General features: G+C 46.6%; 11 protein-coding genes. 6 read left to right on the top strand and 5 right to left on the bottom strand.

Features of this window, described 5'->3' with window-relative positions:
- Window positions 1-95: 95 nt before the first annotated feature.
- Complete coding sequence (locus tag HB364_RS03515; protein ID WP_167286503.1) at window positions 96-3,455, top strand: methylmalonyl-CoA mutase family protein; 3,360 nt, start codon at window positions 96-98, stop codon at window positions 3,453-3,455.
- A 10-nt stretch (window positions 3,456-3,465) separates the two neighbouring features.
- Here HB364_RS03515 and HB364_RS03510 read toward each other — a convergent pair whose 3' ends face one another.
- Window positions 3,466-3,966 carry a DinB family protein gene (locus tag HB364_RS03510; RefSeq protein WP_167286502.1) on the bottom strand — a complete coding sequence of 167 codons (501 nt, stop codon included), beginning with the start codon at window positions 3,964-3,966 and terminating at the stop codon, window positions 3,466-3,468.
- A gap of 329 nt (window positions 3,967-4,295) precedes the next feature.
- On the opposite strand from HB364_RS03510, the gene HB364_RS03505 reads away from it, so the two are divergent.
- Entirely contained in the window at window positions 4,296-4,550 is a 255-nt protein-coding gene (locus tag HB364_RS03505) for a KTSC domain-containing protein (protein WP_167286501.1), read from the top strand.
- Window positions 4,551-4,617: 67 nt separating this feature from the next.
- Here the strand turns inward: HB364_RS03505 and HB364_RS03500 are convergent, their stop codons facing one another.
- On the bottom strand, window positions 4,618-5,196 hold the full coding sequence (locus HB364_RS03500) for a type 1 glutamine amidotransferase domain-containing protein (protein ID WP_167286500.1): 579 nt from the start codon (window positions 5,194-5,196) through the stop codon (window positions 4,618-4,620).
- A gap of 435 nt (window positions 5,197-5,631) precedes the next feature.
- Between HB364_RS03500 and HB364_RS03495 the strand changes: the two genes are divergently transcribed.
- The 4 genes from HB364_RS03495 (at window position 5,632) to HB364_RS03480 (ending at window position 11,774) form a co-directional block, all read left to right on the top strand.
- Window positions 5,632-8,121, top strand: a complete 2,490-nt coding sequence (locus HB364_RS03495; protein ID WP_167286499.1) for an outer membrane beta-barrel protein — start codon at window positions 5,632-5,634, stop codon at window positions 8,119-8,121.
- Window positions 8,122-8,298: 177 nt separating this feature from the next.
- Window positions 8,299-9,516, top strand: a complete 1,218-nt coding sequence (locus HB364_RS03490; RefSeq protein ID WP_167286498.1) for a DEAD/DEAH box helicase — start codon at window positions 8,299-8,301, stop codon at window positions 9,514-9,516.
- 39 nt (window positions 9,517-9,555) lie between these two features.
- Window positions 9,556-10,392 (top strand): N-acetylmuramoyl-L-alanine amidase, encoded by an 837-nt coding sequence (locus HB364_RS03485; protein WP_167286497.1) that lies wholly within the window; start codon window positions 9,556-9,558, stop codon window positions 10,390-10,392.
- On the top strand, window positions 10,389-11,774 hold the full coding sequence (locus HB364_RS03480) for a deoxyguanosinetriphosphate triphosphohydrolase (RefSeq protein WP_167286496.1): 1,386 nt from the start codon (window positions 10,389-10,391) through the stop codon (window positions 11,772-11,774). Before HB364_RS03485 ends, HB364_RS03480 begins: the two co-directional genes overlap by 4 nt.
- Before the next feature lie 6 nt (window positions 11,775-11,780).
- Here HB364_RS03480 and HB364_RS03475 read toward each other — a convergent pair whose 3' ends face one another.
- Genes HB364_RS03475 through HB364_RS03465 form a run of 3 tightly spaced genes read right to left on the bottom strand, consistent with a single transcriptional unit; the run spans window position 11,781 to window position 13,024 of the window.
- Window positions 11,781-11,993: a hypothetical protein gene (locus tag HB364_RS03475; protein WP_167286495.1), complete on the bottom strand. Its 213-nt coding sequence runs from the start codon at window positions 11,991-11,993 to the stop codon at window positions 11,781-11,783.
- Between the two features lie 27 nt (window positions 11,994-12,020).
- On the bottom strand, window positions 12,021-12,428 hold the full coding sequence (locus HB364_RS03470) for a hypothetical protein (protein ID WP_208419842.1): 408 nt from the start codon (window positions 12,426-12,428) through the stop codon (window positions 12,021-12,023).
- A 17-nt stretch (window positions 12,429-12,445) separates the two neighbouring features.
- Window positions 12,446-13,024, bottom strand: a complete 579-nt coding sequence (locus HB364_RS03465) for an RNA polymerase sigma factor (RefSeq protein ID WP_167286494.1) — start codon at window positions 13,022-13,024, stop codon at window positions 12,446-12,448.
- Window positions 13,025-13,176 lie beyond the last annotated feature (152 nt).

Here is a 13,176-nt window from a genome sequence, read left to right as displayed (position 1 = left end):
CTTTTTAACCGTTTAGGAAACCAAATTATGAAAAGCTAACACTCATTAGCTTTTTGATTTAACTTCGCCCCTGGATCGCAATTACTACCATTGATATGAGCTTCACCAATAACACAGTTCGCATTGTAACAGCAGCCTCCCTGTTTGACGGGCACGATGCTGCTATCAATATTATGCGCCGCATTATGCAGGCCAAAGGCGCTGAGATCATTCACCTTGGTCATAACCGTTCCGTGGCTGAGATCGTAGAATGTGCCATTGAAGAAGATGCCCAGGGTATTGCCATTACGAGCTACCAGGGCGGGCACGTAGAATTCTTCAAGTACATGAAGGACCTGCTGGAGGAGAATGGCTGCGGACACATTAAAATATTCGGTGGTGGTGGAGGCACCATCCTGCCCCAGGAAATAGAAGAGCTGCACCACTACGGCATCACCAAGATCTATAGTCCCGATGATGGCAGGAAGCTGGGCCTTGAAGGGATGATAGAAGAAGTAATAAAACTGTGTGATTTCCCTGTCAATGGCAATCCCACCAATTTCAATACGGAGCTTAAGCTGGGTGAGTGGAAAGATATCCGGCGTATAGCCAGGAGTATTTCTAATGTAGAGAACAGTAAAAACAATAACGGAGAAGTTGCTACACCCGCAACGGCGAACCCGCCAGTTTTAGGCATCACTGGCACCGGCGGCGCCGGTAAATCATCTGTTACCGATGAAATTGTACGCCGCTACCTGAATGCGTTTACTGATAAAACCATTGCTGTTATTTCTGTTGACCCTTCGCGCAAGAAAACCGGTGGCGCTTTGCTGGGCGATCGTATCCGCATGAACAGCATCCATTCTCCCCGCGCCTATATGCGCTCCCTGGCTACCCGAGAAAGCGATGTGGCATTGAGTAAGTATGTACAGGATGCGGTGAATATCTGTAAGACTGCCGGCTTTGATTTTATTATCCTTGAAAGCGCCGGCGTAGGACAAAGCGACGTCAGTATCCTCGATTATTGCGATGTGAGCCTATATGTGATGACGCCGGAATACGGTGCGGCCTCCCAGTTGGAAAAGATCAATATGCTGGATTATGCGGATGTGATCTGCATCAATAAGTTTGATAAAGCAGGCGCGCTCGACGCCTTGCATGATGTGCGCAAGCAATACAAGCGTAACCATAATCTCTTCATGGCAAAAGATGAAGAGGTACCGGTTATTGGCACCATTGCCGCACAGTTTAATGATGCCGGCGTAAATGAGTTGTTTGAAAAACTGATGGTGGCCTTAAAGAAGAAGACCGGTGTTGAATTTGGCGCTATTGAATTGCACCGGCATACCAAAGATACCAGCACCAAAAGCCAGATCATCCCGCCTAAAAGGGTCCGTTATTTATCAGAGATAGCCGAAGCCAGCCGTGGCTATGATGCCTGGGTACAGGAACAATGTGCCATTGCCTCCAGGTTATACCAAATACAAGGTGTTATTGAAGCTGGTGGCAAAGAGGCGACTTATGCGGCTGACCTGGAACAACTCAAAAAGAACTTCGAAGCCAAACTCAATCCTGCCTGCAAGCAACTTATTGATCAGTGGCCGGCAGAAGTAAAAAAATACCAGGGCGACTATTTTGAATACCAGGTACGGGATAAAGTGATCAAACAACCGCTTACTACTAAAACACTCAGTGGCACCCGCATTCCCAAGGTAGTACTGCCTAAATACAAAGACTGGGGTGATATCCTGCGCTGGCAGTTGCAGGAGAACCTACCCGGTGAATTCCCTTATACAGCCGGTGTATTTGAACTGAAAAGACAAGGAGAAGATCCTACCCGCATGTTTGCCGGAGAAGGCGGCCCCGAACGTACCAATAAACGGTTTCACTATGTATCGGTTGATCAGCCGGCCAAACGATTGTCAACCGCTTTTGACAGCGTGACCCTCTATGGTGAAGACCCGGCCCACCGTCCCGATATTTATGGTAAAGTAGGCAACAGTGGCGTAAGCATTGCTACGGTAGATGATGCCAAGAAGTTGTACAGTGGTTTTGATCTTTGCGATCCAAAAACATCCGTGAGCATGACCATCAACGGTCCTGCTCCTATCCTGCTCGCTTTCTTTATGAATGCAGCCATAGACCAGCAATGTGAGAAATGGATGGAGGCCAATGGACAGTGGGATGCGGTCAGTAAAAAGATAGCTGATAAATTTAAGAGTCTGCCCAAACCGGTTTACTATAACCCTTCTTCTCCCGAGCGCCTGCCCGAGGGCAATAGCGGGTTGGGATTGAAACTGCTGGGGCTAAGCGGCGATGAAGTACTGCCGACTGATGTGTACGCGAAAATAAAAGCAGAAGCCTTATCACAGGTGCGGGGTACGGTACAGGCCGATATCCTCAAAGAAGACCAGGCGCAGAATACCTGTATCTTCAGCACTGAATTTGCCCTGAAGCTCATGGGCGATGTGCAGCAATATTTTATTGAACAGAAAGTACGTAACTTCTATAGCGTCAGCATCAGCGGTTATCACATTGCCGAAGCCGGCGCCAACCCTATCACTCAATTGGCTTTTACATTGGCCAATGGATTCACTTATGTAGAATATTATCTCAGCCGGGGCATGCACATTGATGATTTTGCACCCAACCTGTCCTTCTTCTTCAGTAATGGCATGGATGCGGAGTACAGTGTTATTGGCCGCGTGGCCAGGCGTATCTGGGCCAAAGCCATGAAGGATAAATACAAGGGTAATGACCGTTCCCAGAAATTGAAATACCATATTCAGACATCAGGCAGAAGTTTACACGCACAGGAAATAGACTTCAACGATATACGCACCACCCTGCAGGCCTTGTATGCTATTTATGACAATTGCAACAGCCTGCATACAAATGCCTATGATGAAGCCATTACCACGCCTACGGAAGAAAGTGTGCGCCGGGCGATGGCTATCCAGCTCATCATCAATCGTGAACTGGGCACTGCCAAAACAGAGAATTTTATACAGGGCTCCTTCCTCATTGAAGAACTGACCGACCTGGTAGAAGAGGCAGTACTGACGGAGTTTGACCGTATTACCGATCGTGGAGGCGTGCTGGGGGCGATGGAACGCATGTACCAGCGTAATAAAATACAGGAAGAAAGCCTGTATTATGAAAGCCTCAAACATAGTGGCGAGTTGCCCATAGTAGGTGTCAATACTTTCCTCAATAAAAAAGGAAGTCCTACCATTATTCCACAGGAAGTCATACGCAGTACCACGGAAGAAAAAGAGCAGCAAATACAGAACCTGCAGGCATTTCAAAAACGGAATGAAGCGAAACGGGATGAAATGCTCAACAGGCTAAAGAATGTGGCTATCAACAACGGCAACCTTTTTACTGAATTAATGGAAACAGTAAAATACTGTTCCTTGGGCCAAATTACCAATGCCCTGTACCAGGTGGGGGGACAGTATCGCCGGAATATGTAAACTGCTATCGCTAATATCCCTTTTCATCGGCTGAAGGCCCATAGATGGAGGGCACTGCTATATCATTCAGGCGCATATAGACCGTCAACTGACCACGATGATGCACCCAGTGATTAATGGTGGAGCCGATACTTTCCAGTTTGGGAGCACGGAACAATAACTGTCCGCCGTTTTTAAGTTCGAAAGGCTTTTGTAAACTCTCTGCTGTAATGCCAGACAGGGAGCGAATGGCGCCTGCCAGGTTTTCGTCGTAATGGGCCAGCAGTGTATCGGTGGTGCTTAACTGGAAATGTTTGTAGGTGGCAAAGTCAATAATGGAATCTTCGATCATATCCCGGATCCATTTGGGTATTTCAGCTACCAATAAGGTCAGGTAGCCCATTTCCATGGACTTCTCATGCGGCTTGAATTGATAAACACTTTCCGGTATTCTTTCAAGGCATTTCCTGGTGGCAGTAGATTCGGCCCTGATCTCATTAATATACACTTCACAAAGTTGTTTGCCGTCCATAATTGCTGGTTTTAGAGGAACTGCTTAAATCTTGTGCCAGCAGGTTACACTTCAACCATTCAATCATGATAAAATGCGGCCCGCTTTCTCCGCGAAATCCTAAAAAATCTATAAATCATAGCTCAGGCTGCACGGCACCAAATTTTTACGGTTATTATACAGGCAAAAGCAACATACATGGTTACCTATATAATAAAAAACTGGCTGCCAATTACATTACTGATATTGGGATTATTTAACGATTATTATTATGTGAAATCTGATAACAAAGAGGGATGGGTTATGAAGTAATACGAACTTGGAAAAACACAACAGAAAATTAAATACCTATGCGACGCAAACGACTTACCAATAGAAACAAAATATATACACCTTCTTCTGAAACCACTGTATCGCTCAACTATTCTCCTGTATCCGAAGTACTGGAAGTGGAATTTACCGGTGGTAAAGTATATCATTACCTGAAAGTGGAACCTGAAATATGGGATGAATTTGTAACACTCATCAAGTCGGGCGGCTCAGCGGGAATATTTGTAAATAAGCGGATCAAGACCTACTATGATGATGTAAGGCTTGAGTTATAAAAGCAGGAAAGCCATAGTTGGGTCTAACTATGGCTCAGGTCCTGTGAGTGATCATACACATAAAAAATCAATGCGCCGGTCCCGGTGTATAGGCTGCAGGGGAGTGCAGGCCTTCCCTGATCTCTTCAATCATCTTTTTATTAAATGCTTCCAGGTCTTTCGGGCTTCTGCTGGTAACAAGGCCATTGTCTGTCACTACCTCTTTATCTGCCCAGATCACCCCGGCATTTTGCAGGTCGGTCTTGATGGATAGGTACGAAGTCATATTACGGCCATCTATCATACCTGTTTCGATCAGTAGCTGCGGGCCATGGCAAATGGCTGCCACCGGTTTACCTGCTTCGAGGAATTGTTGGGCAAATTCCACACAATGTTTATTGGTACGCATCTGATCGGGGTTAATAACACCACCGGGTATCATCAGCGCGTCATAGTCTTCCACCTTAGCTTTTTCCACGGATACGTCTACCGGCAGGTCAATAGACCAGTGGTCATGGTCCCAGCCTTTCACCTTTTCTTTTTGTGGCGATACGATATCTACCTGAGCGCCTGCTTCTTCCAGCGCTTTTTTAGGGCTGGTCAGTTCCACTTCCTCAAAGCCATTTTCAGTAAGGATGGCTACTCTTTTCCCACTTAACGTTGCCATAAAAAAATATTTTAAGGATGAAACAATGCGTGTAAAGGGGATAATATTTCAAAAACGATACCCGGCCCCAGACAAGGTGAAGGGTAGCACAATTGTCCTATCATTATCCTATCATCTTCAGGTTTAGGTAGGGTTATCATAAGGTCTTCCTAAGGTTTAAACCCTAGGAAAACCCCAGGAAAACCCTAAGATGACCCTAGGATGACCCCAGGATGATGGGAGGAAGGCACTGGGATGAGGCCAGGAAAACCGGATGTCGGATATAGTCCGTCAGAGGCTTTTTCTGACATCTTGTTGATTAATAATCCCAATTCAGGAAATAATGTTCAAACACCCTTTGCCACTGGTGGGCGATTTTTGCCGCTGATGTATAGATTGTCATGAAAGTGTAACATGCTGGTAGCTTTGCCGACCAAATTTGAAAATAAATTAGCCATGAGAAAGTTGACCTTATTGACTTTATCCCTACTACTATGTGCTGCCATCACCCAGGCGCAGAATATTACGGGAAATGTCAAGGATGAACAAGGAAAAAGCCTATCCGGTGCTTCTATAGCACTCAAAAATGTAAAAGATTCCTCCACTGTTAAATTGGGTGTCACCAACGCTTCAGGTCAGTACAGTTTCACAGGTATCGCTTCCGGACAGTATTTTGTAAATGCCTCTTTCGTAGGCCATCAACCCAAAAACTCTCCTTCTTTCGAATATAGCGGTAGCGGTGATGCCAAAGGCCCTGACTTTTCTTTGGCCAAAGCAGCCGGCAACCTCAAGGAAGTAACAGTTGCCTACCGCAAACCGGTGATAGAGGTAAAAGCTGATAAAACCATCCTCAATGTGGAAGGCAGCGTGAATGCTGTAGGCCAGGATGCCCTGGAACTCCTGCGCAAATCACCCGGTGTATTGGTGGATAAAGACGATAACCTCAGCCTGAGTGGTAAAAATGGTGTGCAGGTATACATTGACGGCCGCCCTACTCCCTTATCAGGTAAGGACCTCTCCGATTACCTCAAAACCATTCAGTCTTCTTCCATAGAAGCCATTGAGATCATTACCAACCCTTCGGCTAAATACGATGCAGCGGGCAATGCCGGTATTATCAACATAAGGCTCAAAAAGAATAAATCTTATGGTACCAACGGTTCGGTAAATGCAGGCTATGCCATTGGCGCTTTGCCCAAATACAATGCCGGTATTTCTTTGAACAACCGGAATAAGTTCCTGAACGTGTATGGTAATTATAACTACAACAAGAGCGATAACAGGATGAATATGTGGTTGTACCGGGCAGTGGAAGTAGAACCATATGATGGAATTAAAGATACCCTCTTTAATGGCGCTACAAGAATGACCTCGAACAACGAAACCCATGCATTCAAGGTAGGCGCCGATATGTCGCTTTCCAAAAGAAGCACCCTTGGTGTTATGATCAATGGTAACCTGAATGAAAATGGTTTTAATAACTACAGCCGTACCCCCATCAGCCATATGCCAACCAACACCGTAGACAGGATATTGGTAGCCAACAATACCAGCAGTGGTAAAAGGGATAATGGCAACTTTAACCTCAACTATCGCTATGCTGATACATCCGGCAGGGAGCTGACCATGGATGCAGACTATGGCCTGTACCGTATTAAGAACGATCAGATGCAGCCCAACACCTATTACAATGCTGCAGAAACAGCTGTATTAACACAGCGTATCTACAACATGGTGTCGCCGTCTGATATAGACCTGTACACGTTTAAAACCGATTACGAGCAAAACTTCAAAAAAGGCCGTCTCGGTGTTGGTGGTAAATTCTCTTATGTACAAACAGCCAATGATTTTGCTACCTACAATGTGCTGAATACCGGTAAAGAACTGGATAAAGACCGCAGCAATGATTTCGATTACAAAGAAAACATCAATGCGCTGTACGTAAACTATAACAGGCCCTTTAAAGGATTTATGGTACAGGTTGGTGTACGGGCCGAAAATACCAATGCCAAAGGGCATTCAACCGGGTTCACCTGGGATGATGACACGGATGAGTATGTAGTTTATGATTCTACTTTCGAGCGTAACTATACCGACCTCTTCCCCAGTGCGGCCATTACCTTCAACAAGAAGCCAATGAGCCAGTGGACCCTGTCTTACAGCCGTCGTATTGACCGTCCGGCTTATCAGAACCTGAATCCTTTTGAGTTCAGGCTCGATGAGTACACGTACCAGAAGGGTAATACCCGCCTCATGCCGCAGTACACCAATAGTTTCGGGATCACGCATGTATACAAATACACGCTCACCACTACCCTGAACTATAGTCACGTAAAAGACATCTTTTCCCAGATACTGGGCGTTACTGAAAAATCAAAAGGTTATATCACTTCGGATAACCTGGCTACCCAGGATATCGTGAGCCTTAACATCAGTTATCCCTTCCAGTACAAATGGTACAGTGTGTTTGCCAACGTCAACACTTTCTACTCTAAATATAAAGCCGATAAAGGTCCGATGGGTAAAATAGACCTCGACGTATTCTCTTTCAACGTATACGCCCAGCAGACCTTCCGCTTTGGCAAAGGCTGGACCGGTGAATTGAGTGGATTCTATACTGCTCCTTCCATCTGGCAGGGTACTTTTAAAAGCATCGGCATGGGTGGTCTCGATGGTGGCTTATCCAAAACAGTGTTGAAGAACAAGGGAACCGTGAAAATAGCCGTAAGCGATATGTTCAAGACCATGAAGTGGAAAGGGACCAGTGAGTATGGTCGCCAATATACCAGGGCCAATGGCAACTGGGAAAGCCGTCAGTTCAAGATCAACTTTACTTACCGCTTTGGTAGTAATGAAGTAAAAGCGGCCCGCCAGCGTAAAACCGGCCTCGAAGACGAGAACAAGCGCGTCAACAGCGGCGGCGGCGGTCTCGGTGGCAGCAACTAATTAGTTAATGAGCATCTTGTTGGGCCCGGGGCCCGCAGAGCGGGACAGGCTCTCCCGGGGCCTCCCAGATTCAAATAGAAACTTACCCAATCCCCCTTTTTCACAAAGGGGGATTTTTTATGTTATCTTTACAGGAATTGGTCTTAATAACATAGTCTTTTTATATTAATTGGTTTAATGAATTTCACAGAATTTGGACTTGATCCCGCCTTAATGGAAAGCATAGAATCCACTGGTTATGAGGTCGCTACCCCCATTCAGGAACAAGTAATCCCTATCATTTTGCAAGGCCGGGATATCATTGCATGTGCCCAGACGGGCACCGGTAAAACCGCCGCCTTCCTGCTGCCTATTATTCACCGCCTGCTGCAGCACAGCAACGACGGACAGGTAAACTGCATCGTTCTGGTACCCACCCGGGAACTGGCCATCCAGATTGCCCAGAACCTGGAAGGGCTGTCCTATTTCACTTCTATCAGTTCCATTGCGGTATATGGCGGTAACGATGGGATGAACTTTGCCACGGAAAAGAATGCGCTCTCCAAAGGAGTGGATTTCGTCATCTGCACCCCCGGCCGGCTCATTGCCCACCTCAACATGGGTTATGTAAAGCTGAGCGGCCTGCAATACCTGGTGCTGGATGAGGCCGACCGTATGCTGGACATGGGTTTCCATGATGATATCATGAAAATCATCTCCCACCTGCCGGCAAAACGCCAGAACCTGCTCTTCTCAGCCACCATGGCCGAAAAGATCCGCTCACTGGCCCGGAAGATCCTGCACAATCCGGAAGAAGTGAACATCGCTATTTCTAAACCACCAGAAAAGATCATACAGGAGGCTTTTGTGGTTTACGAACCCCAGAAACTGCCCCTTATTCAATACATCCTGCGGCATACGCATTTTAAAATGGTGCTCATCTTCTGCTCCCGCAAGCAGAATGTAAAACAGCTCAACCGGGAATTACAAAGGGCCCGCTTCAAAATAGCTGAGATGCATTCCGACCTGGAACAGGCCGATCGTGAAAACGTATTGCTGGATTTCAAAAGCGGTCGCATTCCTATATTGGTAGCTACTGATATTCTCTCCCGGGGTATTGATATAGACAATATTGACCTGGTGATCAATTATGATGTGCCACATGACGGGGAAGACTATATTCACCGGATCGGCCGTACAGCCAGGGCCGAATCGGACGGGATGGCCATCACCTTCATCAGTGAAAAAGAACAACGCCGTTTTGCCGATATTGAAGCCCTGCTGGGTAAGCCGGTAAAAAAAGCGATGGTTCCCCAGGAGCTGGGACCTGTGCCTGATTACCGCGCCCATAATAATTCGTCCAGACCCAAGCATAAAAACAAAAGAAGATACGGCCCTCCGCAACGCAAGCGGTAAAACCTGTTTCAGTTATTCCGATCAAATCCATACTGTATTATGCACGCTTTCGCCCGAATAATACCGGCCATCTGTATAATATTGTCACTTACAGCCGCCGTGCACAGTTGTGCCCACAACCCCTACGCAGCTACCAACAGGACTTATAAAAAGCAATCCAAAACACTGTCCAAAAGCCTGCGGCCCCTGCCGCCGCCCATGACATTGGATTCGATTGTGTCGCCGTCTTATGCCGTAGGTACTGTCAACTTTGATCTGCGCAAGCCCAACTTTGTGATCATTCACCACACTGCCCAGAAATCCTGTGAGCAAACGCTTAGGACCTTTACGCTGCAACGTACTAAGGTAAGCGCTCACTATGTGATCTGTGAAGATGGGACCGTGCACCACATGCTCAATGATTACCTGCGCGCCTGGCAGGCCGGTGTGAGCAAATGGGGTAATAATACAGACATTAATTCGTCCTCAATAGGTATTGAGTTGGATAATGATGGGTATGAAACGTTTGCCGAGCCGCAGATCGTAAGCCTGATCAAACTCCTGGATACACTGAAGCGGAAATACAGCATTCCAACGGCCAACTTTATCGGGCATGGTGACATAGCGCCTAAACGTAAGAATGATCCCAATGTATTCTTCCCCTGGCAGCGCCTGTCGCAGCGCGGCTTTGGTCAGTGGTATGACGATACCACCAACATCATTATACCGCCTTCCTTCGATCACCTCACCGCATTGCGGCTGGTGGGATATGACCTGGCTGATACGACAGCCGCTATCCGCGCCTTCAAACGGCATTTTCTGCAGGATACGCTGGGGCGGGTACTTGACGCACCGGATGATAAGATCCTTTACCAGTTAATGAAAAAATATCAATGAACTGGCAGCAACTCTACAGCACCCGCCGCACAGGTGGTGAAAACAGATCGGCCACCTATACCGATGCCCTTCGTACCTCTTTCCTGCGGGATTATGACCGCATCATATTCTCTTCCGCCTTCCGCAGGCTGCAGAATAAAACACAGGTATTCCCATTACCCGGCCCTGTGTTTGTGCACAACCGTTTAACCCATAGTCTTGAAGTAGCTTCCGTAGGGCGTTCCCTCGGGAAAGCCGTGGGCGATGCCCTGGCTGCCAAATATCCTGATGCGGGAGAAGATTTCAGGGAGTTTTATAAATATGAATTGCCATCGGTCATTGCTGCCGGCTGCCTGGCGCATGATATTGGCAATCCTCCTTTTGGCCATTCCGGCGAAGAGGCCATCCGCACCTTCTTTCGCGAATTGGCCGGTGAAGCGAAACAACGTTTTGAAGATACACTAACACCTAACCAGCAACGGGACTTCCTGTACTTCGAAGGCAATGCCAATGCATTCCGCACACTCACCCATAGCTTTGGAGAGGATAGTACCGGTGGCTTCCGGCTCACCTATGCTACGCTGGCTTCTATTGTTAAATATCCTTCCGATTCACTGAGCGGATTCAATAAACAGCAGCTCATCACCAAAAAGTCGGGTTTCTTTGATTCGGAGATCAGCACTTACCAATACATTGCGCAGGAACTGGGCATCCCGCAGCAGCATGCGCAACAAAATGTATATGCCCGCCATCCTTTTGTGTACCTGGTGGAAGCTGCCGATGATATCTGTTACCGGGTAATAGACTTTGAAGATGCACACCGCCTTAATATTATTTCCATTGATACCCTTAAAGACCTTTTCCTTGCTTTCTTTGATCACGCAGCAGGTTACGATGCCCGCGACCGGGTGGAAGAATCCTGCAATAAGATCAAAGATGACAACCGAAAGGTAGAATTTCTGAGGGCAAGGCTTATCAATCTCCTCATCAACCGGGTGAGTACAGTGTTCATGGAGAAAGAGGCCGAATTGCTCAATGGCAAAGTAGCGAAATCATTAATAGATTACCTGCCGCCCCTTGAACTGGAACTGATAAAGAAGATTGATGATTTTTCGGTGGAACATATTTATAATCACCGTTCGGTAGTGGAGATTGAAATTGCCGGGTACAATGTGATCGGCGAATTATTGAAAGAGTTTTTTACGGCTGTTATCACACACAAAGCGGCTAAGTCCAAAAAGCTGTTACAACTGATCCCGGAACAATTTGTGGTTACCGGCCAGCCGGATAAGCTTTACCAGGATACCCAATCTGTAGTAGATTTCATTGCCGGCATGACCGACCTCTATGCAGTAGATATTTTCAGGAAGGTAACAGGGATCACATTTCCGCAGATCAAGTAAGTACAACTATTCCAGTTCCTGGCAGGAATACCCTGCATGGCTCAGCGTATGCTCAATAATCCGCGGACTAAGGTTCTGCGCCTCGATACGCAATATCTTGTCCTTATCGTGCAGGTCTACATTCCATCGTATAATACCCTGCAGGTTATTCAGGTGCGTACCAATATGGTGAATGTTTTTCCGGTAGCGCAAATTGGTTTTAAAAACGAGGATGTCCATATATAGCAGTTGAATCAGGAATATCGTTTATTCAGCGCCGGCACCCGCACCGGCCTCATCTTTGGGTGTCTCTTCCTTCCGGCGCTCATACTTTTCATCAGGTACACACCAGCGGCGGCCAAAACGGCCTTCAAATCTTTTTTCCAGTGCTTCCTTAAAACGGTTCCTTTCTTCAGGTGTCATATGCTGCCACTTGTCCTGCATCTTTCTTTTCCATTCCTGCTTCTTATGGCCCCAACCGCCAAAGCCGCCAAACAATATTTTAGACAGCACCAATATGCCCATTGCCTGCCAGAAATTGATCGTACTTACGTGCAATACATCCGGTAAAATGGCATTCCATAGCTTCATCACAATAAAGCTGAACAGCGAAATAAACGCTACTACACACACCAGGATGAGGAATCCTTTACCGGCTCTGGATCTACGTTTCATAACACTCATTTATAGGGTTAATAATTTAATAATTCATCTTTCAATATACTAAGCCGCTCACGCAAATGAAGTACCGCATAACGTTTCCGGCTGATCAGGGTATTCACCGTTTCGCCGGTTTGCTCAGCCAGCTCTTTAAAAGGAACACCTTCCAGTTCATGGCGGATAAACACCTCCCTTTGTTCGGCTGGTAACTCTTCCAATGCGGCATTCAGTTCTTCCCAGAATAGTGTACGCAGGTATTCACGTTCCGGGTTATTGCTGCTGTCGAACAACAATTCACTCCAGTTAATAGCTTCCTCCCCATCTTCATCCCTGAATACATCTTCCAGCGCTTCCGGCTTATGCTTCCGCTGCCGGTCGGTGATCTTATTACGGGCTACCGTGAATAACCAGGCGCTCATTTGCTCAATGGGCTGTGTATTACCAATAAACTGGTAAAACACATCCTGCAATACATCCTCTGCATCAGCCTCATTGGTTACCCGCTTACGTATAAAACCCATCAGCCTTTTGCTGTAGTCATTAATGACCTGGGTAATATTGCGTTTAGGTTCTCCTGCCATGCCCGGTGATATCGTCAGGGTCTTCTCCATTGTATAAGAAGGTAGACGCACGAAGACCCGATATATTTTAAAGGTGCGAAAAAAATGCTAACCAATTGATTGTTTGATTATTATCCTGCACCCGTAAGATTGCGCTAAACAATTGTATCCTAAAACATTATAAGTTAGATTTGAGCCCTTAA

The organism is Paraflavitalea devenefica (assembly GCF_011759375.1).
GTDB classification, from domain to species: domain Bacteria; phylum Bacteroidota; class Bacteroidia; order Chitinophagales; family Chitinophagaceae; genus Paraflavitalea; species Paraflavitalea devenefica.
Note: the sequence above shows the minus strand (reverse complement) of the source record. Positions and strands in the feature narration are given on the sequence as shown.

What these genes read in the sequence shown, in the direction of transcription:
- HB364_RS03515 (WP_167286503.1), top strand. Translation starts at nt 96, where the DNA reads ATGAGCTTCACCAATAACACAGTTCGCATTGTAACAGCAGCCTCCCTG.
- HB364_RS03510 (WP_167286502.1), bottom strand. Translation starts at nt 3,966, where the DNA reads ATGGACGGCAAACAACTTTGTGAAGTGTATATTAATGAGATCAGGGCC.
- HB364_RS03505 (WP_167286501.1), top strand. Translation starts at nt 4,296, where the DNA reads ATGCGACGCAAACGACTTACCAATAGAAACAAAATATATACACCTTCT.
- HB364_RS03500 (WP_167286500.1), bottom strand. Translation starts at nt 5,196, where the DNA reads ATGGCAACGTTAAGTGGGAAAAGAGTAGCCATCCTTACTGAAAATGGC.
- HB364_RS03495 (WP_167286499.1), top strand. Translation starts at nt 5,632, where the DNA reads ATGAGAAAGTTGACCTTATTGACTTTATCCCTACTACTATGTGCTGCC.
- HB364_RS03490 (WP_167286498.1), top strand. Translation starts at nt 8,299, where the DNA reads ATGAATTTCACAGAATTTGGACTTGATCCCGCCTTAATGGAAAGCATA.
- HB364_RS03485 (WP_167286497.1), top strand. Translation starts at nt 9,556, where the DNA reads ATGCACGCTTTCGCCCGAATAATACCGGCCATCTGTATAATATTGTCA.
- HB364_RS03480 (WP_167286496.1), top strand. Translation starts at nt 10,389, where the DNA reads ATGAACTGGCAGCAACTCTACAGCACCCGCCGCACAGGTGGTGAAAAC.
- HB364_RS03475 (WP_167286495.1), bottom strand. Translation starts at nt 11,993, where the DNA reads ATGGACATCCTCGTTTTTAAAACCAATTTGCGCTACCGGAAAAACATT.
- HB364_RS03470 (WP_208419842.1), bottom strand. Translation starts at nt 12,428, where the DNA reads ATGAAACGTAGATCCAGAGCCGGTAAAGGATTCCTCATCCTGGTGTGT.
- HB364_RS03465 (WP_167286494.1), bottom strand. Translation starts at nt 13,024, where the DNA reads ATGGAGAAGACCCTGACGATATCACCGGGCATGGCAGGAGAACCTAAA.